14 protein-coding genes are annotated in these 23311 nt (G+C 60.9%); 2 read left to right on the top strand and 12 right to left on the bottom strand.

Going from position 1 to position 23311, the window contains the following annotated elements; all coding sequences use genetic code 11:
- Window positions 1–3 precede the first annotated feature (3 nt).
- Window positions 4–300 (top strand): hypothetical protein, encoded by a 297-nt coding sequence (locus tag ACRRSD_RS28510; protein ID WP_435036534.1) that lies wholly within the window; start codon window positions 4–6, stop codon window positions 298–300.
- A gap of 405 nt (window positions 301–705) precedes the next feature.
- Here ACRRSD_RS28510 and ACRRSD_RS28505 read toward each other — a convergent pair whose 3' ends face one another.
- From ACRRSD_RS28505 to ACRRSD_RS28490, 4 genes are all read right to left on the bottom strand, one after another.
- On the bottom strand, window positions 706–1242 hold the full coding sequence (locus ACRRSD_RS28505; protein WP_016983364.1) for a hypothetical protein: 537 nt from the start codon (window positions 1240–1242) through the stop codon (window positions 706–708).
- Window positions 1243–1319: 77 nt separating this feature from the next.
- Window positions 1320–3239 (bottom strand): PAS domain S-box protein, encoded by a 1920-nt coding sequence (locus ACRRSD_RS28500; RefSeq protein ID WP_435036533.1) that lies wholly within the window; start codon window positions 3237–3239, stop codon window positions 1320–1322.
- Window positions 3240–3244: 5 nt separating this feature from the next.
- A complete protein-coding gene (locus tag ACRRSD_RS28495; RefSeq protein ID WP_435036532.1) occupies window positions 3245–5563 on the bottom strand; it encodes a helicase C-terminal domain-containing protein in 2319 nt (772 codons plus the stop codon).
- The gene (locus ACRRSD_RS28490; protein WP_435036531.1) at window positions 5560–7212 is read right to left on the bottom strand and encodes a VRR-NUC domain-containing protein; all 1653 of its coding nucleotides are present in this window, start codon (window positions 7210–7212) and stop codon (window positions 5560–5562) included. Before ACRRSD_RS28490 ends, ACRRSD_RS28495 begins: the two co-directional genes overlap by 4 nt.
- 194 nt (window positions 7213–7406) lie before the next feature.
- Here ACRRSD_RS28490 and ACRRSD_RS28485 point away from each other — a divergent pair, with 194 nt between their 5' ends.
- Entirely contained in the window at window positions 7407–7631 is a 225-nt protein-coding gene (locus tag ACRRSD_RS28485; protein WP_122600478.1) for a YgdI/YgdR family lipoprotein, read from the top strand.
- Between the two features lie 144 nt (window positions 7632–7775).
- Here ACRRSD_RS28485 and ACRRSD_RS28480 read toward each other — a convergent pair whose 3' ends face one another.
- The 8 genes from ACRRSD_RS28480 to ACRRSD_RS28445 all read right to left on the bottom strand — a co-directional run bounded on the left by ACRRSD_RS28480 (window position 7776) and on the right by ACRRSD_RS28445 (window position 23237).
- Window positions 7776–8150 carry a hypothetical protein gene (locus ACRRSD_RS28480; RefSeq protein ID WP_435036530.1) on the bottom strand — a complete coding sequence of 125 codons (375 nt, stop codon included), beginning with the start codon at window positions 8148–8150 and terminating at the stop codon, window positions 7776–7778.
- A 240-nt stretch (window positions 8151–8390) separates the two neighbouring features.
- Window positions 8391–10244, bottom strand: a complete 1854-nt coding sequence (locus ACRRSD_RS28475; protein ID WP_435038559.1) for a polyurethane esterase — start codon at window positions 10242–10244, stop codon at window positions 8391–8393.
- A gap of 199 nt (window positions 10245–10443) precedes the next feature.
- Window positions 10444–12132 carry a polyurethane esterase gene (locus ACRRSD_RS28470; protein ID WP_435036529.1) on the bottom strand — a complete coding sequence of 563 codons (1689 nt, stop codon included), beginning with the start codon at window positions 12130–12132 and terminating at the stop codon, window positions 10444–10446.
- 56 nt (window positions 12133–12188) lie between these two features.
- Window positions 12189–15266 (bottom strand): autotransporter domain-containing protein, encoded by a 3078-nt coding sequence (locus ACRRSD_RS28465; RefSeq protein ID WP_435036528.1) that lies wholly within the window; start codon window positions 15264–15266, stop codon window positions 12189–12191.
- Window positions 15267–15363: 97 nt separating this feature from the next.
- Entirely contained in the window at window positions 15364–18315 is a 2952-nt protein-coding gene (gene eprS / locus ACRRSD_RS28460; RefSeq protein WP_435036527.1) for an autotransporter serine peptidase EprS, read from the bottom strand.
- Between the two features lie 427 nt (window positions 18316–18742).
- Window positions 18743–20113 carry a TolC family outer membrane protein gene (locus ACRRSD_RS28455; RefSeq protein WP_435036526.1) on the bottom strand — a complete coding sequence of 457 codons (1371 nt, stop codon included), beginning with the start codon at window positions 20111–20113 and terminating at the stop codon, window positions 18743–18745.
- Between the two features lie 2 nt (window positions 20114–20115).
- Window positions 20116–21465, bottom strand: a complete 1350-nt coding sequence (locus ACRRSD_RS28450; protein WP_435036525.1) for an HlyD family type I secretion periplasmic adaptor subunit — start codon at window positions 21463–21465, stop codon at window positions 20116–20118.
- Window positions 21462–23237 (bottom strand): type I secretion system permease/ATPase, encoded by a 1776-nt coding sequence (locus tag ACRRSD_RS28445; RefSeq protein ID WP_435036524.1) that lies wholly within the window; start codon window positions 23235–23237, stop codon window positions 21462–21464. Before ACRRSD_RS28445 ends, ACRRSD_RS28450 begins: the two co-directional genes overlap by 4 nt.
- Window positions 23238–23311 lie beyond the last annotated feature (74 nt).

The raw sequence follows: 23311 nt of genomic DNA, 5'->3' as shown, positions 1-23311 counted from the left end.
GTCATGAAAGAATGCTCGACTCCGGCGCAAATCAAGGCTTGCAGAGCACTGGCTCTGGAACGCAATCGTCAATTGTTCGATAACGCCCACACCCTCAACCGCGCGGCCAATGCGCTGCTTGAAGTTGAACATCTGGACATCGAACAATTTGAACACTACCGAGCGCTGCGCAAGAAAGCCGATTTGATGTTTGAAGATGCCATCGACCATTTGTGCGTCTTGAACGAAGACTTCCCGCCGGTTCCGATGTCGTCGCAGAATTCGGTGACGTTGCGTCGAGAGCTTGAGACAGTGGAGTGAGGCAGAAAAGCCCCTCACCCTAGCCCTCTCCCAGAGGGAGAGGGAACTGACCGAGGTGATTGGTCGGGATACGCCGACCTGAGATACCGGGTTGCACGCAGATTTTGATCGCGACAGAAATCCGCTCACTACGGTGTGAACCCTGACAGCCCCTCACCCTAGCCCTCTCCCAGAGGGAGAGGGAACTGACCGAGGTGAATGTTCGGGATACGCCGACCTGCAATACCGGTTTGAACGCGGAACTTGAGTACAACGAAGATCTGCTCCCTTCCCCCTCGCCCCCATTGGGGGCGGTCCGACGTTTCGGGAGGGCTGGGGTGAGGGGGATCGATCTAAATAGCACCACAAAATCCACGCGAATGAAAAAGCCCGGCTAAAAGAACCGGGCTTTTTCATACCTGCCAATTACCCCCCCGGATTGGTCACCTGAATAAACACCGCATAACTCCCCAGCAACACCCAGAACGTCGCAAAAATCCACGGCGTACGCACCGAAAACAACAGCGACTTGCGATAACCCTTGTGGCTCGATTCCATCTCGCTGAACAGCGGCGATTCGTCGTACGCCAGGCCCATCAGCGGCTCGCTGTGCAGCAAGTGGCTCTGCTTGAAATGCCAGTGATCGATGATGTCGTACGCCGCCCGAATCCCCGGCCAGGCATTCAGCGAACTGAGCAGCCCGAGCAGTGCCAGAAACGGTGGCACCACCAGCGTGAACAACTTGCCCCACTCCGGGTTGAGGTTGGCCATGCACGAAGCGAAGGCAATCACCAGGAACGACTGCGCCGCCAGATAGGCATCGGTGCGGTTGGCGAGGATGCTGGTTTCGTACTGGATCTCGCGCCGATAGAAATCCAGCCGTTCCTTGGGTGAGCCGAACATCTTGGCGTCATGTTCAGTTAGGGTTTCTTCAGCAGTGGGCTCAGTCAGTATGCGAGACACAAGATGCACGCTCCGGGATGGGGGAAATATTTAGAAGTTCCCACCGGCGCGCAAGTTCAGAACGATTGACCAGCGCCTCACTTCATTGATTGGGCAATGATCGCCACCAGATTCATCTGCGTAAACGGCTTGGGCAACCGTGGCAGTTGCGCGGCAAAACCTTCCAGACGCTCGGCATAACCAGTGGCCAGAATGATCGGCAGATCCGGTTTGAGCACACGCACGGCATGGGCCAGTTGCGCGCCGCTCATCTTCGGCATGGCCATGTCGGTGATCATCAGGTCGATGACTTCGCCCTGATCGAACAGCGCCAGCGCCTGCGCACCGGATGTCGCACTGACCACCCGATGGCCAAGGTCTTCGAGCAGCAGAGTGGTGCTGGTCAATACCAGTGAGTCGTCATCCACCACCAGCACGCTGAGTCGTGGCACCACCACGGGCTCGGCGTGTGGCTGCAGCGGCTTGCTGACGGCACCCTCGCCAGCCACCGGAATCCACAGTTCTGCCGTGGTGCCCTGAGCTTTTTCGCTTTTGAGGACGAAACGCCCGCCGAGTTGTTCCATGAAGCCGTGGACCATCGACAGGCCCAACCCGGTGCCCTTGCCCAGGCCTTTGGTGGTGAAGAACGGATCTCTGGCCGAGGCCAGTGTGTGTTCATCCATGCCCTCCCCGGTATCGATAACGCTGAGGCAGACGTAACGCCCCGACGGCAGGTCCGAATGCCCCAGCTCAAGCACCACTTGCGGTTCAGCAGTGATGCTGACCATACCGCCGTCGGGCATGGCGTCGCGGGCGTTGGTCGCCAGATTGAGCAAGGCCAGTTCCAGCTGATTGGTGTCCGCCAGCACCGGCTCCAGATCTTCTGGGAACTGCGTTTCGACGCGGATGCCCGGCCCCAGGGAACTGCGCAACAAACCGGTAATGCCCTGCACCAGTTGCGGGATATCGACGGACTCGGTCTTCAGTTCCTGACGACGGGCGAACGCCAGCATGCGCTGGGTCAGCGACACGCCGCGCAATGCGCCCTGAGTGGCGTTTTCCAGCAACCGGCTGATTTTCGCATCGTCACCCATGCGTTTTTGCACGATTTCCAGATTGCCGAGAATCACCGTCAGCAGATTATTGAAGTCATGGGCGATGCCGCCGCTGAGCTGACCGATAGCCTGCATCTTCTGCGCCTGGAACAGCGCTTCACGGGTTTTCTCCAGCGCCTGCTGGGCCTGGTGGGCTTCGGTGATATCACGGGTGATCTTGGCAAACCCGAGCAACGTACCGGTATCACCACGGATCGCATCGACCACCACATGGGCCAGAAACCGCGTGCCGTCCTTGCGCATGCGCCAGCTCTTGTTTTCAAAACGACCTACGCGAGTGGCGATTTCCAGCGCCCGTTGCGGCTCGCCGAGTTCGCGGTCTTCTGGGGTATAGAAAATCGAAAAGTGCTGACCGATGATTTCTTCCGGCAGATAGCCTTTGATCCGCTGGGCGCCCTGGTTCCAGTTACTCACCCGGCCCTCGGGGCTGAGCATATAGATCGCATAGTCGGTGACGCCCTGTACCAGCAAGCGGAACTGCTGCTCGCTTTGCTTGAGGGTTTCCTCGGCCATTTTGCGGTCGGTCAGGTCGCGGGTGATCTTGGCGAAACCGAGCAGCTTGCCATTAGGGTCGATGATCGGATCGATCACCACGTGCGACCAGAAATTGGTGCCGTCCTTGCGCACCCGCCAGCCCTCGCCTTCGAAGCGTCCTTCACGGATCGCCGTATCGAGCGCCCGTTGCGGCAGACCGGCGGCGCGATCGTCAGCAGTATAGAAACGGGAGAAATGTTCGCCGAGGATTTCCGCTTCTTCGTAGCCCTTGAAGCGTTTGGCGCCGGAGTTCCAACTGGTGATGATGCCGTCGGGGTCGATCATGTAGATCGCATAGTCGACCACCGCATCGATCAATAGACGAAAACGCATCTCTTCGATCGCCGCGGTCTTGTTCTTTTCGCTCATCACACTCACCAGCCGTTGTCATGGACAGAAGTATGCGGTAATCCAGCGAATTGGGAAGCGGCTGTCTCATGATTGATCGCCCACCAGCGCGGCAGGAGTTGTTTGATCCGGCTTTCGGCAAAGCGATCGTCAATCAGCATCACCACGCCACGATCCTCGCGAGTACGGATGACCCGCCCGGCGGCCTGCACCACTTTCTGCACGCCGGGATACAGGTAGGTGTAGTCATAACCGGCGCCGAAGATGGCCGCCATGCGCAGTTTGAGTTGTTCGTTGACCGGATTGAACTGCGCCAGCCCCAGTGTCGCGATGAACGCGCCGATCAGCCGCGCACCGGGCAAATCGATGCCTTCGCCAAACGCACCACCCAACACGGCAAAGCCAATGCCCTGGCTGTGGGTGGTGAACTGATCGAGAAACGCCTGCCGCGCCCCTTCGAGCATGCCCCGCGATTGCTGCCACAGGGTGATGTGCGGGTAACGCTCAGCGAGCAGCGACGCCACTTGTTGCAGGTAATCGAAGCTGCTGAAAAACGCCAGGTAGTTGCCCGGACGTTCGCTGAACTGTCGCGCGATCAGTTCGACGATCGGCTCCAGCGAGGCCTGACGATGGTTGAAACGCGTCGAGATGCGGCTGACGATCTGCACCTGCAACTGCTCGGCGCAAAATGGCGATTCAACGTCGATCCACACAGTGTCGGCGGGCGTACCGAGCAAATCGGCGTAATAGTGGCGCGGGCTGAGGGTTGCCGAGAACAGGACGCTGCTGCGTGCCGCTTTCAGGCGCGGGCCGATGAACGCGGCCGGTACCACGTTGCGCAGGCACAACTGCGACAGCGGCTTTTTACGCTCGAGGTCACGCTTGCTGATATCGAACAGGTAATGTTCGTCGTACAACTCCGCCACCCGGGCGAATTGCAGCAGGTCGAAGTAGAAGTTCTGCAAGGCGCTGTCGAGACCTTGCGGGTGGTCATTGAGGTAATCACCAATGGCCGCGCAACACAGCGAGATCGCTTGCAGGAGTTTTTCCGGAGCCTTGTCGTACGCCTGATAGGCCACCAGTTGCGGCGCATGCAAGGCGTTCCATTCACGGTTGATCCGTTGCAGGGAGTTTTTCAGCGCGGCGGGTGCGGTTTTGCGCACGCTGCCCAGAGTGAACTGATCAAGACTGGCGCTGTACATTTGCCGGCCCCGTTCGACGAGGTTATGCGCCTCGTCCGCCAGCACCGCGACTTTCCACTGATTGAGCTGGGCCAGACCGAAGAGCATGGCGCTGAAGTCGAAGTAATAGTTGTAATCGGCGATCACCACGTCCACCCAGCGGGCCATTTCCTGACTCAGGTAATACGGGCACACCGCGTGTTGCGCGGCGACCTCGCGCATGGCGGCTTGATCGAGCAAGCGGATTCGACTGGCCGCTTCCCGCGCGGCCGGCAGGCGATCATAAAAGCCTTGGGCCAACGGACAGGATTCACCGTGGCAAGCTTTGTCCGGGTGTTCGCAGGCCTTGTCGCGGGCGACCATTTCCAGCACCCGCAAGGGCAAGGCTGGCGACTGATCGAACAACACCTGACTGGCATCCAGCGCCAGTTTGCGCCCCGGCGTCTTGGCAGTGAGGAAGAACACCTTGTCCAGTTGCTGCGGCGCCAGGGCCTTGAGCATCGGGAACAACGTGCCGAGGGTTTTGCCGATGCCGGTCGGCGCCTGGGCCATCAGGCAGCGCCCGGTGCTGACAGCCTTGAACACCGACTCGGCCAGATGCCGCTGACCGGGACGAAAATCGGCATGGGGAAACGCCAGTTGCTGCGCGGCCAGATTGCGCGCCTCGCGATGAGCCATTTCCTGCTCGGCCCATTGCAGGAACAGCGTGCATTGCTGCTCGAAAAACGCTTTCAACGCATCAGCACTGAACGCCTCGACCAGACAGGTTTCCTTCTCGCTGACGATATCGAAATACACCAGCGCCAGATTGATCTGCTCAAGCTCGAGCTTGCAGCACATCAACCAGCCGTAGATCTTCGCCTGCGCCCAGTGCAACTGGCGGTGATTGGCCGGTTGCTTGCTCAGGTCGCCACGGTAGGTTTTGACTTCTTCCAGGCAGGTTTGCGCCGGGTCGTAGCCGTCTGCCCTGCCCTTGACCTTCAATTGCCGGAACTCGCCTTCCAGCGCCACTTCGCTTTGATATTTCTCGCTGCGCCGCGAGGCCACGGTGCGGTGGCCGGCAATGCCTTCCAGCGCCGTGGGCGATGGCGTGAAGCGCAAGTCGAGGTCGCCGCTCTTGGCGGTGAACTCACACAGTGCGCGCACGGCAATGTTGTAGCTCAAGCGCTCAGCTCCGCCCATTGCACGTAACACACCGCCACCGGCATTTGATGTTGATGGCAGAACTCCAGCCAGCGCAATTGGTTGTCCTGCAGGCGATCGCCGGGGCCTTTGACCTCGATCATCCGGTAGGTTTTGTGCTGCGGCCAGAACTGGATCAGGTCGGGCATGCCGGCGCGGTTGGCCTTGATGTCGAGCAGCAAACGGTTGAACCAGTGCTTGAGGTGTTCGGCGGGCAGACAGGCCAGCGCCTGCTCAAGCAGTTGCTCATTCAATGCCCCCCAGAACACGAACGGCGACTGGATGCCCCATTTGTCGACAAAGCGCTGGCGAATGGTCGCCGCATAGCGGCCGTCGTCGAGTTCGCTCAGGCACGCGTGAAACAGCTCGGCGCGGCGTTGCTGGAAGTCTTCGTTGAGCAGGTCCACCGGGCCACGCTGGAACGGGTGAAAGAAAGCACCCGGCAATGGGGCGAAGATCGCCGGCCAGCACAACAAGCCGAACAGCGAGTTGATCAGGCTGTTTTCCACGTAATGCACCGGGCCATCGTCATCGTGCAGATGCGCCTGCACGTAAAACTCCACGGACAACGCCGGATCACTGCGCGGCAATTGCAGATCCAGACGCTCGACGGCTTTGGCGGCTGTGCGCTTGAGTGGCGGGCCGCCGAGCTTGCGCCGCACCCTTGGTAGAATCCGTTGCAGGCCTTGCTGCTCGGCGGCGCTTTCCGGCGCCTGTTCCGCGAGTGTGGCGAGTTCCAGCGCCAGCGGGTATTCGCCGCTGCGCTCCAGCACCCGGATCATGCGCAAGCGAGCGCCGGGATAGGCGCAGTCGCGGTAGATGCTCAAGGCCAGGGCAAACTCGCTGATGCGTTCGCAGTACTGGCCAATCTGAAACAGCACCTTGCCGCGCCGGCGTTGCAGCCACGGGTTGTCGAAGTGCAAGGCGCTGACCTGCGCGACGATGGTGTCCAGCGGCTCACCGGCCTCGAAACGCAATTGGCAGTGGTGCAGGAACAGGCAGGCGTCGACGTCCGCGCGGCTGCGCAGGCCTCGCGAATCGGCGCAGAACTCGACTTTTTCGTAGGTGAAGATGCCCAGGTCGGCAAGGACGAATTCCGACCAGTCCTGATACAGGTTGCCGAAGAACATCAGCCGCAAGCGGTCGCACAGGTCCATGATGGTCAGGCTGAACAAACGATCATCGAGCAGCGGCGCCCAGTCGCGCAGGCTGCGAGGGTCGTTGAACTGCTCAAGCAGCAGCGGCAGCCAGTCATCCTTGCGGCCCTTGGGCTGTTCGATGAAGGCTGCAAACGCTTGCAGAATCTCGGCCTTGAGCAACACGTCGAACAACTCGGCGAGGGCCAGCGGCGCGTGTTCGGCGATCCAGCCACGCTCCAGCAAGGATTGCGCGGCGTCGGCGATGTCACCGATTTCAATGTAATTGAGTTTGCCGGCGCGAAAATGCACACCCTTGCGCATCACCATCCGCACCAGTAACCCCTGCGATGCACGGGGCAAGTTCTTGAAGTCGCGGATAAACGCGTGCTCCGTTTCACTCATTACATCGGCATAGCGAAACTCAAGCCAATCAAGCACTTGCCGGAAGTTGTTAAGGTAATAGAACGGATCGTCGAGGGGATTGGCAGTCACGGGAATTCTGGGCCATGGCGAGCGAATACTGGTTATGCGTACAGATAACAGCTGTGACCCACCCGGTGCAAACGGAAAATGATCAGTGGCATTTTTTCGCCGGGCCATCGAACTTTTGTCCCGAGGATGGCACCAACCGCGTTAGAAGGCCGACAATGCTCGGCATCACATCGAATGAGGATTTAGAGGTGGGTATGAAAATCAAGTCGCTGGGCATCCCTTTCGCCATCGTCGCAGCGCTGGCACTGGCGGGTTGCTCGACCCCGACGGTGGTAACCCTGCAGAACGGCACCCAGTATCTGACCAAAGACATGCCGAAGACCAAAACCAAGGATGGCTTCTATGAGTTCGAGGATATTTCCGGGGCCAAAGTGAAGGTGCGCGCCGATGAAGTCGCGACCGTGCGCGAAGAAGACTGACTCACGGCGATCGTCGTCGATCGTTCCCACGCTCTGCGTGGGAATGCAGCCCAGGACGCTCCGCGTCCCTTCAAAGCCGAACGCGGAGCGTCCGTTGAGGCATTCCCACGCAGAGCGTGGGAACGATCATTGAAAGCAGCTTTTTTATTCGAAGGTCGGCATGCCCGAAATGCTGCCGTCACATGGCATGTACGTGCCGCCCCGCTTGACCACTTCACCCTGCAAACGCCGGCAGCGTTCCAGATCCTGCTGCGCCATGCGGTCGATGCTCAGATTGCCGGTGGTTTGCGGCTGCTTGCCGTCACCCAGGCGTAGGGTCACGAACGGTTGTTCGGGCTGAATCTGAAAGCGGCTTTTCTCTTCGACCGGTTCGACCACTTCGCTTTTCGGCGGGCTTGGCAATTGGTCGATGGTGATGCCGTAGCGGCTCAGAATCGAGCTTTGAGGCAGATCGGCGCAGACATTGGCCGAACACAGCGCCAGTGCGACGAAACCGACATACCCCTTGAAACCTTTCACGTTTGAATCTCCTGTGCTCAATGGCGGCTAGCTATAGAACGTGTGTGCACGTGCTGGCTTTAGGCCGCATTTCCTGTTTTCGCAGGGGTTTGAGTCAGGTCGTGGCCATCGAGTCACTTTTAAACCGCGTTATCGTTCTTCGCGAGCAAGCTCGCTCCCACACCGGATCTGTGTCGTTTACAAATCCCCTGTGGGAGCGAGCTTGCTCGCGAAAGGGCCCTCACAGGCGCCCCATCAACATCAGGCGATCACAACACCGTCAGCACTCAGGCTATTAAGCGACACCCCGACCAACGTCACCGAATCGTTGCCAAACGTCAGCACCGTATCCTGTCCGACAGTGGTGGCATGAGCACGGAAGTCCTCCGCCGGCAACACACCCTGCACACCGAGAAACACCAGTTTGTCATTGGACGTGTAACCGACCACCTGGTCCTGCCCGAACGCCCCGTTGAACAGGAACGTATCCGCCCCGCCCCCCGACTCCATCAGGTCGTTACCGGCGCCGCCGACAAACACGTCATTGCCCGCGCCGCCAATCAGGTGATCGTTGCCATCCAGTCCGAACAACCAGTCGCCACCGGCATGCGCCTTCAGCGTATCGGCGCCAGCAGTGCCTTTGACGCTGGACTCGTACGCGGTGACGTTATTGCCGACCTTCAAGCCGCTGGCCGTGACGCTGTGGGTCACATCGTCCTTGAACAGGCCCCAGAGAAAGCCCGGTTCCTTGGTGACGATGCTGCCGATGTCGCGGGTGATGCTGATCCCGCCATTGGCGTCGCGCACGTAGAGATTGCCGGCGCCGTCGTTGGCAAAGTCAAAGTTCTTCACCGCACTTTGCAGGTCGAGGGTATTGCTGCCCTGCCCGCCAAGGATGACGTTGTAGCCGCCGCCGTCGCGGAAGGTGTCATTGCCGGCGCGACCTTCCAGATAATCGTTGCCGCTGCCGCCCTGGATCAGATCGTTGGCGTCACTGCCGATGATGAACGTGCTGCCCTTGTGGGTTTCAGCGTTGCGGTTGAGGTCCTGCACCCAGGTGTTGGCCCGCGCTGGGTCGGACAGGTTGGCGACGATGATCGTCGAGTCGCGGCTGGTGAGGTCGTAGAATTTTGAGTCGATCACCCGGTTCATGCCGTCGCCATACGCGGTCGGCAAGTGCGAGATCCAGGTCGGAATGTTGAGGATCGAGTACGGCAGCAGATTCCACGCGGTCGAGGCGTAGTGATCGTTGAAGCTGACGATGTTGTCGGTGGCCGATTCTTTCGGCGCATCGTGCACGCCAACGGAGGCGCCAGTGAAGGTCGAGCCGTCGAGGGCGCGGAACACCGGGTCGTTTTCGTAGCCGACGTTGAGCACTTTGTCGGTGCTGCTCTGGGTTGGCGAGGCGTAGGCGATGTAGTTGGAGTCGGCAAAGAAACCGCCCCACTTGCCGCCGCTCAAGTCGGCCATACTGTTGACCGCGAGGCCACCGAGGCTGTGGCCGCTGACCAGTACGTCCTTGCCGCTGAGGCCGTTGGCCTGGGCAAACGCCACCACATCATTGAGCAGATTGCCGAACGCTTCGCCGACGTAGTTTTTGGCGTAGTCCTTAGGGCCGAAGGCGGCGAGCAGGTCGTTGATCACGTCGCCGATGGAGTCGAGGATCAGGTTTTCCCGTGGGCCGCTGGTGCCACGAAAGGCGATGCCCAATTCCGTCAGACGGCCCTGGGCGTCGTACTTGCCGAGGATTTCCACTTGGGCGGTGGTGTAACCGGCCTTCTCGCCGAAGAAGGTTCCGCGCGCATCGGTCTTGCCGTCGTAACCCAGTTGCGAGGCGGTGATCGGCGTCCAGCCAGCCTGTTTCACGGCGTCGAGGGCGAGTTTTTCCGAATCGGGGTTCCACGGAATGCCGGGAATCACCCCCTGGGAATCGGTACCGCCAAGCAGTGCCGTGACCAGCGTAGCGGGCAGGCCCAGGCCGAAGCCGTTGTGCTGATAACCGGCGGCAAAGCCGTTATCGAGGTTGTGGTAGGAATACAGCGTGATCGCCATGGCGTCGCTGAATAACGCCTTGGAATCGGCTGTGCCGAAGTTCTTGTAGTCATACACACCCATTGCCATTGCCTCTCTCTTTGTTGGAATTGTTCAGAGATAGCTCACAGCCAGGGCGCCCCACGGGGACGCCCCGGAGCATTTCAGTACTACTTACTGCTGTTTACTGTGGGAGCGAGCTTGCTCGCGAAAGCGGTGCGTCAGGTACGAATACTTCAACTGACACTACGCATTCGCGAGCAGGCTCGCTCCCACCTTGGATCTACGCGAACATGAAACTGGAGTCCGACAGGTTAGCCACTCCCACCCCGACCAGGGTCACGGCAAAGTCGCCAATCTTCAGCACGGTGTCGTTGCCGGCCTGCGACGTGTGCTGCTTGTAGTCGTAGCCCTGCCCCGCGCCTTCAACGCCCATGAACAGCAGTTTGTCGCTGCCCTGATAACCATTGATGGCATCGAAACCGAACGCGCCGCTGAACAGGAAAGTGTTGTTGCCACCCACCGCGGTCATCACGTCATTCCCGGCGCCACCGACGAAAGTTACATGGTCCTTGTCGCTGATCAGCTTGTCATCGCCACCGAGACCAAACAGCCAGTCACCGTCAGCCGTGGCGTGCAGCGCATTGCCGTAGCCGTCGCCGCTGAGCGAGTGGTTGTACTGAGTCAGCTCGCTGCCATTGGTCAAACCTTTGGCCGTGACGCCCCAGGTGATTTCCTTGCTGCCCCACCACGAACCCGACTCCTTGCTCACCAGCGCGCCAATGTCGCGGGTCATGCTGATACCGCCGTACGCGTCGCGCACGTACAGCGTGCCGTCACCGTCGTTGGCGAAGCTGAAGTTCTGCAACGGTTTCTGCAGTTCGAAGGTGTTGTGACCCTGGCCGCCGAGCAGGATGTTGTAGCCGCCGTCATCACGGAAACGGTCATCGCCGCCCAGGCCTTCGAGGAAGTCATTGCCCGCGCCGCCCTTGAGCCAGTCGCTGCTCTGGGTGCCGATGATGAACGTGCTGCCGGTGTGCGGCTCGCCGCTGCGACCGAGATCCTCGACCCAGGTCTTGCCCCGGGACGCTTCTTCCAGGTTGGAAACGATGATCGTCGAGTCTTTATGCGTCAGGTTGTAGAACGTCGAATCGATGACCCGATTCAAGCCATCGGCATAGCCCAACGAGCTGTGGGCCGACCAGTTCAGCGGGTTGACGATGCTGAACGGCACCAGGTTCTGCGCGGTGGAGGCGTAGTTGTCGTTGAAGTTGACGATGTTGTCGGTGGTCGAATCGTGGGGTTTGTCGTGCTTGCCCATCGAGGCTGTGCTGAACGTGGTGCCATCGAGCACGCGGAACACCGGGTCGTTCTCGAAACCGATGTTCAGCACATTGTTGCCGGTGCTGCTCTGGGTGGGCGAGGCGAAGGTGATGTAGTTGGCGTCCTTGAAGAAACCGCCCCAGTTGCTCGCGCTCAACTCGGCCACACTGTTGACGCCGAGCCCGCCGAGGCTGTGGCCGCTGAGCAGCACGTCCTTGGCGGCGATACCGTTGGCAATAGCGAACGCCGCGACTGCCTTGAGCAAGTTGTCGAAGGCGTTTTTCGCGTAGTTGCTCGCATAGTCCGATGGACCGATAGCCGCCAGCAGGTTGTTTTTCAGGTCGCCGAAGGTGTCGCTGTAACCCAGCCCACCGGTGCCACGAAAGGCTACGCCGATGCCGATCGGTTTGCCGGCAGCGTCATATTTGCCGAGCACCTCGGCCTCTGCGCTGGTAAAGCCGTCCTTCTCGCCGAAGAACGTGCCTTGCGGCCCGACCTTGCCCTGATAGCCCAGCGCCGTCGCCGTGAGCGGCGTCCAAGCGGTGGCAGGCAACGGTTTGCCGGTCGGCGTGTAGGCATACAACGTCAGTGCGATGGCGTCGCTGTACAACGCTTTGCCGTCGGCATTTTTATAATCGAACAGTCCCATGTTGTGCTCTCTCTTCCTTCAAAAACCGGCAGTTCCTGCAGAACTGCCGGTACGCTTTAGAACTGCCAGTCGAGGGTCAGACCCACACCGTGGTCTTTCTCGTTGCTACCGATCAGGCCGTTGTAATCCAGGTTCACCCGCACATCGCGGTTGAGCGCCAGACCGGCCCGCACGCCAACCACCGCCGCATCGCGATCCATCGACACGCCCTGCACGGTGAACGCGCTGTTGCCGTTGGCAAAGGCCAGACGGCTGTCAGCATCGACGTTGTTCAGGTTGTGCTGCCAGCCGAGGCTCGCGCCCAGTTCGAGCTGATGCTGATCCGACAGCGCGAAGCTGCGCTTGGCGCGCACGCCGAGGGTCGACAGCACCACATCACGATTGTCCTCACCGCCCTTCAACGCTGCGGCATCACCCTTCTCGGTGAAGCTTTCGGTATTGAGGTGCACGTAAGCCAGATTGGCGAACGGCTCCAGGTTCATCGGTTGCAGGCCCAGATCATAAGCGGCCTCGGTGAACACTTGAGTGGTGGCGGCATCGTGCTTGGTCTTTTGTTTACCGCTCACGTCCCCGAACTGCAGGTCACGTTTGACGTCGACACGGTGCCAGCTGTAAGCGCCACCGACGGTCAGACGCAGCGCATCGATCTGATGCCCCAGGTACGCACCCAAGTGGTAGCTGTCGACCGACGCCGACGAGTGCGTGCCGCTGCCCATGCTCAACGAGCTGTCGCTATATCCGGTAACGAAACCCAGACGGGTATCTTCAGCGATCAGGCCATCGACACCGGCCAGCAAGCCTCCGATGGAACTGTTGGAGTCGGCATTGTCATGCCCGCCATCGCTCTTGCCCCACGAACCCAACACTTTGACCCAGGCGTTGCTGCGGTCATCGGTCGGTGCCCCAGCGTTGAACAGATCACGCTCTCGCAGACGCTCGCCCACCGCTTCGCGCAGGTAACGGCTATCGTTGATCAGCATCGTGCCAATGGCCGGGTGGATCTCGCCGGACAGTTGCTGGAAGGCTTGCTGCGCCGACGCCGCATTCGGCGATAGCAACAGGGTTTCAAACAGCGCGTTACCCGCGCCCAGACGCTCAGCCGCAGCGCCCACGGCGCGTTGGTTCGGCGTCAAACCGACGCTGGCGAACGAGGCATCGTTACGCCCGACTGCCAACTGAATGCCACTGGCCGAGTACGCAAGGGTGCCGCCAAGGAACGCGTAATCCGGCAACACCTGACCGAAGCGCCCTTCGATGCCGCCGGCCGCTTGCAGGATGTTGTAACGCGTGCCGAGCAGGCTTTGCACTTCGCTGGTGGTCAGCAAGGTCGGGCTGTTTTCCAGCGACATGCTCACCGTCGCGCCTTCGATGACCGCTTTGCCAGTGGCGATGATCTGATCGCTGCTGGTTGGCGACAGCTCGACGGCGTAGGTCGAACCCGGTGCAAACGTCACGTCACCGGCCACGTTCAGGGTGCCAATGGAGTTACCCGGTGCGACCATACCGCCGCTGTTCACCGACAGCGCGCCGATGCGGCCGTTGCCGCCGAGGATACCGCCGTCATTCACCGTCACCGCCGACTGCAGCGAACCGTTGATGGCCAGACGCCCTTTATTGACCAGGGTCGGGCCGCTGTAAGTGTTGTTGCCGGTCAGCACCAGCGTGCCGATACCTTGCTTGGTCAACCCACCGTGGCCGGAAATGTCGTTGCGCCAGGTATCGAGGCCGCAAGTGATGTCGGTGCACACGCGTTCGGTCGGTTTGCCCTGATCGATGATCGCGCCGATGCCCGGCAGATCCGCGACAAACTGGCCGGAGCCATAAGCGCCGTCGATGCGGAATTCCGCCGGAATATCCTGCTCGGTGACGAACATCGACGGGCCGTCGATGCCCTTGCGCAAGTTGATCATGCCCCAGCCGTACAAGGCGTCGATGCCCGGTGCGCCGAGGTCGGTGGCCGTGGTGCGCAAGACCGTGGCGACCTGATCACCGCTCATGTACGGGAAGCGTTCCATCAGCACCGCCATGGAACCGGCGACGTGGGGCGCGGCCATCGAGGTGCCGTTGTAGTTTTTATAGCCGGTGGTCAGGTTGTCGGCGTTGGTGCCTTCGATGATCGAACTGAAGATCTTCGTGCCCGGCGCCGAGACGCAGAAACTCGCGGTGTAGCCGCAGCGCGAAGAGAACGTACTCATGATGTACGGGTTGGCGCTGGCCAGATCCGGGTTCTGCTGCAACGCGGCGACGGTGATCCAGTTCGGTGCGATGTCCGGAACGAAATAGCCGAGGCCGGCGATGGCGTCCGGGTTGTTGAGGTTGTAGTCGTTGCCGGCGGCGAAGATCGTGACGATGCCGCTGCGCGCGGCGGCAATCGCGCCGTCGTAGGCGCCGCCGGGTTTGCTGCCGAGCAGTGTGCGGATTTCGTTGAACTGTAGCTGCGCGTCATTGACGGTGAAGTGCGGGTACGCCGGATCGCGGCCGCCAAGGTCGAAACGGTCAGTGATGCCGATGCCCCAGCTGTTGTTGATGATCCGTGCGCCACTGGCGATCAGCGCATCCCAACCGGCCTTGTACACCGCACCGTCGTTACCGCGAACGATGCCGTCTTCCGGGCCCGGGTCACCGTTGTCGGCGCTGATGATCTGCGCACCGAACGCCACGCCGTGCATCGGCCCGCCGTCGCGACTGCCGGCGGCGATACCGCCGACGTGGGTGCCGTGGGCGCCGAGTTTGCCGTCGGAGCCGACCGAGGGCGAACCGTCATAACGGAACGCATCGCCAGCTTTGACCGGGATGTACGGGTCGGTGTATTCGCGAATCCCGCTGGTGACCAAAGTGACGACTTTATTGCTGCCGGAAAACTCCGGGTGCGCGGCGTACACCGGCTGGTCGAAGATCCCCAGTTTCACGCCTTTGCCGGTATAGCCAGCGGCGTAAGCGTGATCGGCGCCAATCGCGCCCAGGCCCCAATCAGCCTGAAACTCGGCACTGCGCCAACTCGACGGATCGCCCGTGCGAGCGTTTTCCACGTACGGCGCGGCGTGTGCCGTACCGATGGCACAAAGCACGGCGAGCGTGAGGGTTTTCAGGGCAAAGCGGCCCCCCGTTTGCGCGGGGGTATTGTTGTTATTCATCCAGCGACCTTCCTTAGTGATGTTGCGAAAAATCCTGATCGTTGCCACTGAGGGCGATGATCGTTCCCACGCTCCGCGTGGGAACGATCAGCGTGGGTTAGAACTGCCAGTTAAGGCTCAGGCCGACGCCATGGCTTTTCTCGCGACTGGCCAGTTGTCCGTTGTAATCAAGGTTGACGCGCACGTCTTTGCTCAGCGCCAGGCTGGCCTGCACACCAACCAGCGCCGCGTCGCGCACCAACGCCGAGCTTTCCACCGCGTACGGCGTGCCGCCGCTGGCAAAGCGCAGGTGCTGTTCGGAGTCGATGTCGCTCAGGCTGTGCTGCCAGCCGAGGTGGCCGCTGACGTCGAGTGATTGCGCAGGCGAAAGATTGAAGGTCTTGATCGCCCGCACGCCGAGGGTGCTGAGCACCGCGTCACGTTGATCGCCGGAGCTTTTCAGTGCGGCGGCGTCGCCCTTCTCGGTCAAGCCTTCGGTGTCCAGATGCACGTAGGCGAGGTTGGCGAACGGCTCCAGCGCCAATGGTTGCAGGTGCAGACGATAAGCCGCTTCGCCGAACACTTGCGTGGTTGCCGCATCGACCTTGGCCTTCTGTTTGCCACTGACGTCGCCGTATTGCAGGTCGCGCTTCACATCGGCGCGATGCCAGCTGTAGGCCGCACCGGTGCTCAAGCGCCAGGCGCCGATTTCACGGCCGGCGTACGCGCCCAGGTGATAGCTGTCGACCTTGGCCGAGGAATGCGTGCCGGAACCCATGCTCAATGAGCTATCGCTGTAACCGGTAACCAGACCGATGCGCGTCTGCTCGTCCAGCGCCCCGTCGACACCGGCCAGCAGACCGCCGATCGAAGTGTTGTAGCCGGCCGTGTCGTGGCTTGAATCGGTCTTGCCCCAAGCCCCGAGGGCTTTGATCCAGCCGTTGCTTTGTGCGGCGTTGGTGTCGTGCAGACGCTCGCCCACCGCATCGCGCAATTGGCGGCTGTCATTGATCAGCATCGAACTCAACGCCGGGTAGATTTCGCCACTCAGTTGCTGGAAGGCTTGTTGCGCGGAACTCGCATCAGGTGAGCGCAACAGGCTTTCGTAGACCGAATTGCCGGCGCCCAGGCCTTCGACGGCAGCCGCCACCGAGCGTTGGTTTGGTGTCTGCCCGACGCTGGCGAAGGTTGTCGCGTTACGTTCGACGTTCAGTTGAATAGTGTTGGCGGCGTAGTCGAGGCTGCCGCCAATAAACAGGTAATTCGGCAATACCGCGCCAAACTGACCCTGAATGCCGCCGGCCGCTTGCAGGATGTCGTACTGGCGACCCAACAGGCTCTGCGCCTCGGTGGTGCTGAGCAATGTCGGACTGTTTTCCAGCGACAGACTGACGGTAGCGCCGCTGACGCTGGCCGTGCCGCCGGCAACGATGCGATCGCTGCTGGTCGGCGACAGCTCGACGGCGTAGGTCGAACCCGGCGCGAACGTCACATCGCCGGCCACGTTCAAGGTGCCGATGGAGTTGCCCGGCGCCACGCGAGCGCCGCTGTTGGCGAGCAGCGAGGCGATTCGCCCGGAACCGCCGAGGGTGCCGCTGTCGTTGACCGTCACGGCAGAAGTCAGCGAACCGTTGACCGTGAGCAAGCCGCCATTGACCGTGGTCGCACCGCGATAAGTGTTGGCGCCGGTGAGGATCAACTGGCCGCCGCCGGATTTGATCAGGCTGCCCTGGTACACCCGACTTGCCGCCGCTGCGTCACGGGCGCTGCCGACTGCGTAATCGGTCTGATCCTGCTGACTGGCGCCGGCAGCAACGCCGTTCTGCCAGCCTTTGTCTTGCAGGGTCTGCTGCCAGGCTGTGTGCTCAGCGAGGTCTTCGCTTTGGCGTTGAATCAGTGCCTTGTCAGAGATGTCATTACTCCAGACATCGCGCTGCCCTGCCCCTAGGCTGGCGTCAAACGCACCAAGCAACTGCCCCGGCCCGCGCATCGCCCGGTTCAGGTTGGCCACGCCCCAGCCGACCCGTTCGGTGGGCGCATCGGTGACCGAGCCATCCAGTTGCGTCGCGGTGGTCAGCAGCACTTCGAGTGCCTGCTGATTGTTCATGTACGGGTAGCGTTCCATCACCAGCGCCAGCGCGCCGGTTGCATGCGGCGCCGACATCGAGGTGCCGGACTTGATCGCGTAACCGCCACCGGGAATGGTGCTGTCGATCTTCGCCCCCGGCGTGGTGATGCACCAGTATTTGGCGAGACCGCACTGGTTATACTTCTGCTGATTGCTCTGATCGAGGCCCGACACCGCCAGCCAGTGACCTTCAAGGTCCGGCTGAAAATACGGCAGCGCTGAACGGACGCTGGCATTCGGATAACCGCTGTTGCCGGCGCTGAACACGTTGATCACGCCACGCCGGGACACATCCGCTGCTGCGTCGAGCCAGGTGCCTTTGTTCCAGTGCTGGGCGTAAGCGGCGTGCAGATCAGCGAGGGTGCGGTAGCTGACATCCGGCGGCTGGCTGCCCCAGCTGTTGTTGATCGCGCGCACGCCGGCATCCGCCAGGGCGTCATAGACCGCTTTGAAATAGCGTGGATCGGGATTGGGGCCAAACAGGAAGCTGTCGTTCTTGTTGGTGTTGCCGACGTAGATTTGTGCGTTGTACGCCACGCCGTGCATGCCACTGCCATCACGTGAGGCGCCCATGGTGCCGACCACGTGAGTGCCGTGGGAGTCGTTGTTGGCGTTGAGGGTGCCGTCGACGCTGAATAGAGAGCCGTCGATGTAGCTGCCGCTGGCCAGTACCGGGTGATAACGGTCGGTAGCGAACTCCGGGTGGGCGGCATCGAAACCGGAGTCGAGGGCACCGATTTTCACGCCTTGGCCGGTGATGCCGGCGGCGTAGGCTTGTTCGGCCTGCATGCGGCTCAGGCCCCAGTCGCGGAGGAATTCGGCGCTGCGCCAACTGGCGGCATCGCCGGGTTGGCCGGTTTCGAGGTATTGCGCCTGAGCCTGGGTTGCAGAAATCACCAGCAGCAGGGTACCGACCGAAATTGGCTTGATACTTACTTCCATGTTCACCACTCACTTTTATTGTTTTATGCAGGTTTTTCTGCGGTGTTGCCTGTTCCCCTCACCCCAGCCCTCTCCCCCAGGAGAGGGAGCTGACCGCGGTGTCTTGCGTATGACATCGACCTGAAAAACCGCGTCGAATATGGATTCAGTAAGGCACATCCCTCACCCAAGCCCTCTCCCTGAGGGAGAGGGAGCTGACCGAGGTGTCTTGCGTCATGCATCGACCTGGAAAACCGCGTCGATTGTGGATTCGGTAAGGCACATCCCTCACCCCAGCCCTCTCCCCGAGGAGAGGGAGCTGACCGAGGTGTCTTGCGTCATGCATCGACCTGAAAAACCTGGTCGATTATGGATTCGGTGCCGCTCGATCAGGTCGGTGTACTTCTAAAATATCCTCCGATCAGTCCCCTCTCCCTCTGGGAGAGGGTTAGGGTGAGGGCTGGTGAGCGACCACAAAAGCCTCATCCACCCGCGCCAGGTCCTGCTCGTTCAAGGTCCCGGCGTAGTAATGCAACTTGGTCCATGCCATCAGATAGTCGTACCGCGCCTGCGCCAGATCACGGCGGGTGGTAAACAGTTGCTGCTCGGCGTTCAACGCGTCGAGGTTGGTCCGCTCACCACCGAGAATGCTCTGCTTGGTCGACACCACCAGCGCCTCGGCAGAACTCAACGCTTTCTGATAAGCGCGCAGTTTGCTCACCCCAGACAAACAAGCACTGAACTGCCGACGCAGCTCGATCAGCGTCTCGCGCGTCTTGCCGTCAAGTTCATACTCCGCCTGCTCCATGGTGCGACTAGCCTGACGCGTCGAAGCCGAGACCCCGCCACCGGCATACAACGGCACACTTACTTCAAAACCAATGGTGTTGGTTTCGTAGCGCTGGTTGTAAGTGTTGCCGCTTTCCGATTCGTTCTGGCGCATCGAGGCGTAGGCATTGATTTTCGGCAGGTGCCCGGCGCGATTGCGCTCCACCTCATAACGCGCAACTTCCACGGCCTGGCGTTGCGAAGCCAGATTGGGGTTATTGCTCACCGCCATTTCGTGCCAGGTGTCGTAATTGGCCGGCATCAGCGCAAAGGTCTGAAAGTTTTGATCCAGCGGCGCCAGATCACCAATGTCCACCGCCGGCGTGCCGACCAGTGCGCCCAGTTCCCGCAACGCGGCGTCCTGTTCGTTGCGCGCCTCGATCTCCTCGGCGGTCGCCAGCTCATAGCGCGACTCAGCCTCAAGAATATCGGTGCGCGTGCCTTCACCCTGCTTGAACATGTGCTCGTTCTGCTGAAACTGCTGCTCGTAAGCATTCTTTTTCGCCTGGGCGATATCGATCTGATCCTGCGCGAACAGTGCCTTGGTGTAGTTATCCAGCACGCGGACCAGCAATTCCTGGCTCTTGCCGCGAAAGTTCTCGTCGGCAAACAACGCCTGCGCGACACCTTTGCGGTACGCCGCATACGCCTCGTAGTCGAGCAGCGGTTGCTGCAGGGTCAGGGCCGAGCCGTAACTGCTGTAATTGCGGTCATCGGTACGATTACGGGCGCGCTCATCGAGCGACGTGGCTTTCGACGAGTTACGGCCCTTGTTGTAGGTGTAACCGATGCGCGGCAGCAGACCGGCGCGGCTAATCGCCCGGTTTTCCAGGCCTGCATCACGCTCCTTGATCGCCCCGAGGAACACCGGGTCATTGCGCAACGCCTGTTCGTAGATCTCGAACGGCCCCATGGCCGCCACTGCTGAGTGACTCGCGAACAGCATCATTGCCGCCCCGAGCATGGAAAGCTTATTCATACAGCCGAACATCCTTATTCTTCGGTCAGCGCAGAGCCGGCCCGGTCGAGCAGCGGTTTGAACAGATAGTTGAGGAGTGAACGTTCGCCGGTGCGCACGAACATTTCTGCCGGCATGCCGGGCTTGATCACCAGACCATTGAGTTTTTCCATGGCCTGATCGCTGACGCTGCTGCGCAACACGTAGTAAGGCACGCCGGTTTTTTCATCGACCATCTGGTCAGCAGAAATCAGGCTGACTTCCCCCGGCACGCGCGGAGTTTTGCTCTGGTTGAACGCGGTAAACAGGATGTCCACCGGCAAATGCGCGCCAACCTTGTCGATCAGGTTGATCGGCAAATGCCCTTCCACTTCCAGTCGGGTGCCTTGCGGGACAATTTCCAGCAGGGTTTCACCCTGACGCACCACAGCGCCTTCGGTGTGCACGCCGAGGTTGACTGCCACACCGTCAGCGGTGGCGATGATTTCGCTGTGTTGCAGGTCAAAACCGGCGGAAGTCAGTTGCTCCGACAGAGTCACGCTTTTCAGTTGCGCGTCGGCCAGTTGCGTGCGGACCTCCTTCTGGTACTCCTCGCCGTGCTGTTGCAGCTTCAGGCGCGATTCGAGGATGCCCTGCTCGACCCGGCCGCTTTCACCGGTGTTTTCCGCCAGTTGCTGCTGCACTTGCGACAGTTGCCGCTGGTATTCCATCAAGCGGTTGCGCGGGATGTAGCCGTTGTCGGCCAATGGTTGCAGGTTGCTTAGCTGTTGTTGCAGCGAGTCGGCCTGGGCATTCAGATCGGTGCGGGCGCGGCGCATGCCGGCCAGTTGCGCGGTGGCGCCTTCGATGCTCGCACGCAGTCCGGCCTGCTCGCGGTAGTACGCCTCGCGACGGCTGCTGAACAGTTGGCGCTGACCTTCCAGTACCAGCGCCAGACGCGGATCCGGGTCACTGCTCAGTTCTGCCGGAAAGGTCACTTGCTTGAGGTTGTCACGCTCGGCCTGCCAACGCGCGAGGCTGGCCCAGGCCATGCGGTACTGCGCTTGCAGCGACTGCACGTCGGCGGCGACTTGCGTCTGATCGAGGCGGAACAGCGGCTGGCCCTGCTTCACGATTTCGCCTTCGCGCACCAGAATCCGGCTGACCACGCCGCTGCTCATCGACTGCACGGCTTTGCGTTTGCCCGACACCACGACCGTGCCTTGCACCGGAATGCCTTGATCCAGCGGTGCCAGGGCCGCCCAGGTGAAGAAACTGCCGGCGCCGACGATCGCCAGAATCCAGCCCATGCGCGCGAAGAACTTCGCATCGCGCTCCGGGCGCTCGGTGATGTAGGCGTGTTCCATGCTCGCTTCGTTTTCAGTGTTCATGCTTGCGCTGCTCATACACCCGAATTCCTTGTCGAGGGCTGATACTGTCGGCTCATGCTGAGCCCGCCCGGCGCCTGTGCAGCTTTTTCCCGTTGCTGTTCTTGCTGGCCGGAGAGCGCCTTGAGCACATCCTGACTCGGGCCGAAGGCTTGCAGACGCCCGTCATTGAGGACCAGCAGTTTGTCAGCCTGGGCCAACACCGAAGAACGGTGCGTCACCAGCACCACCGTGGTGCCTTGCGCTTTAAGCGCGGCGATAGCACTGGCCAGCGCGGCTTCGCCGACGGTGTCGAGGTTGGAGTTCGGTTCATCCAGCACCACCAGACTCGGCGTGCCGTACATCGAACGCGCCAATGCCACGCGCTGCTTTTGGCCGCCGGACAAGCCACTGCCGTCCTCGCCCAGTTGCGTGTCGTAGCCTTGCGGCAGACGCAGGATCATTTCGTGCACACCAGCCTGTTGCGCGGCGGCGACGACTTTCTGCGGATCGGCCTCGCTGAAACGCGCAATGTTCTCGGCGATGCTGCCGCTGAACAGCTCGATGTCCTGCGGCAGATAACCGATGTAGGGGCCGAGCTGGTCGCGGTTCCAGCGATGAATATCCGCGCCATCAAGACGCACGGTGCCGCCGAGGGTCGGCCACACGCCGACCAGCACCCGGGCCAGGGTAGATTTGCCGGAACCGGAAGCACCCAGTACACCGAGCACTTCGCCGGCATTCAGATTGAAATTGACCATTTGCAGGGTCGCCGCACGTTGCCCCGGTGGGCCGGCGCTGACCTGTTCGAAAGTAATCTGGCCTTTCGGCGCCGGCAGCGCCATGGCGTCGTCACTCGGCGGGAACGCTTGCAGCAGCGCATCGAGACGACGGTAAGCCAGTTTCGCCCCGCTCCACTGCTTCCACACGGCGATCAACTGGTCAATCGGGCTGAGCACGCGGCCCATCAGTATCGAGCCGGCTATCATCATCCCGGCGGTCATATCGCCCTTGATCACCAGCAACGCGCCCAGGCCCAACACCAACGATTGCAGGCACAGGCGCAAGGTTTTACTCACAGAACTGATCACCGCACCGGTGTCACTCGCCTGGTTTTGCAAACCGAGGAAGCGCGAGTGCACCTGGAACCAGCGCTTGCGCAGGGAACCGAGCATGCCCATCGCCTGAATGGTTTCGGCGTTGTGCAAATGGCTGGTGGCCAACTGGCTGGACTGTTGCGAATAACCGGCGGCTTCGCCCAGCGGCTTTTTGGTCATGTATTCGTTCAGGCACGCCAGGCCGATCAGCAGCAATGCGCCCGCCGTGGCGAGTACGCCAAGCCAGACGTTGAACAGGTAAATCACGAACAGATAGACCGGGAACCACGGCGCATCGAAAAACGCGAACAGCGCCGGGCCGGTGACGAATTGGCGAATGTGCGTCAGGTCGCCCAGCGACTGCCCGGCGTTACCCTCGCCCTTGAACAGGTTGCGTTCGAACGCCGCTTGGTAAACCCGTAGGTTGAAGCGGCGCTCCAACTGGCTTCCGATGCGGATCACGATAAAGCTGCGCACCACTTCCAGCAGGCCAATAAAGGCGAAGAAGCCGACCACCATCAGCGAGAGCATCGCCAGGGTCGTTTCGTTCTGCGACGACAGCACCCGGTCATAGACCTGGAGCATATAGATGGAGGGCACCAGCATCAGCACGTTAATCAGTGCGGTAAAGCAGCCGACGCTGATCAGAATACTTTTATAGTCAGCCAATGCCTTGAATAACGGAGCGGTGGCTGGGGCCTTCGCCATCTTCATCGATTCTTCCTGAAATGATGGGTCCCGCCGCACTTGGGCGAGGCTTCAATTAATGTTCCGCTTACCTGCGAAAG

Source organism: Pseudomonas neuropathica (assembly GCF_051174785.1).
In the GTDB taxonomy this organism is placed as follows: domain Bacteria; phylum Pseudomonadota; class Gammaproteobacteria; order Pseudomonadales; family Pseudomonadaceae; genus Aquipseudomonas; species Aquipseudomonas neuropathica_A.
Note: the sequence above shows the minus strand (reverse complement) of the source record. Positions and strands in the feature narration are given on the sequence as shown.